The organism is Streptomyces albidochromogenes, assembly GCF_005981925.1.
Lineage (GTDB): Bacteria > Actinomycetota > Actinomycetes > Streptomycetales > Streptomycetaceae > Streptomyces > Streptomyces albidochromogenes.
The window spans coordinates 1-1,776 of the sequence record NZ_VBVX01000558.1 but is presented as its reverse complement, the minus strand read 5'-3'; the positions used below and the strand labels follow the sequence as shown (position 1 = coordinate 1,776).

Genomic DNA, 1,776 nt, shown 5'->3' with positions numbered 1-1,776 from the left:
CGCCGGGCAGCGTCGGGGCCGCTTCGGCGGTGTCCGCCCAGGGGGCGGGCGCGCCGCCGGGCAGCGTCGCGGGAGGCCGGCCGGTGTTCCAGTCGGACGCCAGGGCGGAGGTGGTGAACTCGCCCGACTCGTCGGGGAGGTCGCCCCGCGCCACCGGGATCGTCCACTGGCCCGTGAGTTCGGACGCCACGGGCGGCGTCGGCTCGGGGGCCGTGTCGAAGCTCCACTGGCCGGTCGCCCCGGCATCGTGCGGCTGCGCGCTCTCCGGCTGCGGCCAGCGCGTCTCGCCGGGCCCGGCGGACCAGTCGCCGGTCGCCGCGGGGTCGGTCGCGGCCGGGATCCGCGGCGGTACGTAGTCGTGGCCGGGCGCCGCGAGGGGGTCGCCGTACGCGCCGAAGTCCGTCATGCCCTCGGGCAGGTGGACGAACGCCGTGGCCTCGGCGTCGTACTCGCCGCCCTGCGGGGTCGGCTGCCAGCCGCCGGGGTTCGGCGTCCCGGGGGTCTCGTTCTCGCTCACGCCAGTGCCCTCCCCAGCGCTCGTCGGGCCAGTGCGGCGACCGTGCGCCGCAGGTGCAGTACAGCGGGTGGCAGAGCGGCGGCCTCGGTTTCGTTCACCGGCGCCGGGTCCGGGATGCAGGCGGCGGCGACGTACTCGCCGAAGGCCGCGCAGGCGTCCGGGGCGAGCTTGCGGTCCGCGTCCCAGTCGATCAGCGAGGCGATCCAGCGCTCCGCCTCCAGCGGCCGCAGCGGCATCGGCGCGATGGCGCCGACGGCGCACCGCACCTCGCGCCGCGCCGGGTCGAGGACCAGGGCGAGGGACGCGGTGGCGCGGCCGGGTCCGGTGCGGCCGGTGGCCTTGAAGAAGACCTGCGGGGCGTGCAGCAGCGGTACGCGCACGAAGCCGATCAGTTCGCCCGCGCCCAGCAGGTCGCGGCCGGCGAGGAGGTGCGAGACGGGGGTCTCACGGCGTACGCCGCCGGGCCCCGCGATCACCAGCGTCGCTTCCATCGCGGCCAGCACGGGCAGGGTGTCGCCGGTGGGCGCGGCGGTGACGATGTTGCCGCCGAGGGTGCCCGCGTTGCGGATCTGGGGCGGACCGGCGGCGCGCGCGGCCGCCGCGAGCGCCGGGATGAGGGCCGCGAAGTCGGGCCGTCCCATCCGGGCGTGCGTGAGACCGGCGCCGAGCAGCGCGTTTCCGTCCTGGTACTGCCAGCCCCTGATCTCGCTGATCCGGCCGAGCCCGACCAGCGCGGCAGGCCGCAGCTGTCCGGAGTTCACGGATGCCATCAGGTCCGTGCCGCCCGCGACGGGCACGGCGGCAGGCATGGCGGTGAGTGCCGCCACGGCCTCGTCGAGCGAGGCCGGGAGCGTCACGAACTGCGCCGCCTGCGGTGCGTGCGTGGTCAACCCAGCTGCCCCTTCCCGGTGTCCCGGCTGTCCCGCCTGTTGCGCCGTACGGTACGTGCTCACAGCCCGGACGAGGCAACTCTGGCACATCTTGCGAACCGACCGACGCGAGGGTCCACTGGGGAGCCCTCGTCCCCGGCCAGGGCATAGGTCCGCTTTCACACCCCATGGGCGGTGAGGGTGAATTGCTGGTCTTCAGTTGGTTTGCTTACGACGTGTGCCGAGCCGGGGCGCCTCCACGGTCCCAGGCCCGGCTCGGCGCGGCACGCTCCTTGCCGTCCGGCTCACACGTTTGGGGGCGACCCCTCGATCGGGCGTCCGAGACTCGCCGGATCGCCGTGGGGCGCCGGCCGCCGCTGCCACGGCAAC

General features: G+C 75.7%; 1 protein-coding gene and 1 pseudogene. Both read right to left on the bottom strand.

Annotated features, from left to right (window positions below; translation table 11 throughout):
- Positions 1-517: pseudogene (locus E2E34_RS33810) on the bottom strand ((2Fe-2S)-binding protein); the annotation flags it as partial.
- Positions 514-1,407, bottom strand: a complete 894-nt coding sequence (locus E2E34_RS33805) for an FAD binding domain-containing protein (RefSeq protein WP_167518447.1) — start codon at positions 1,405-1,407, stop codon at positions 514-516. The pseudogene E2E34_RS33810 and the gene E2E34_RS33805, both read right to left, overlap by 4 nt.
- Positions 1,408-1,776 lie beyond the last annotated feature (369 nt).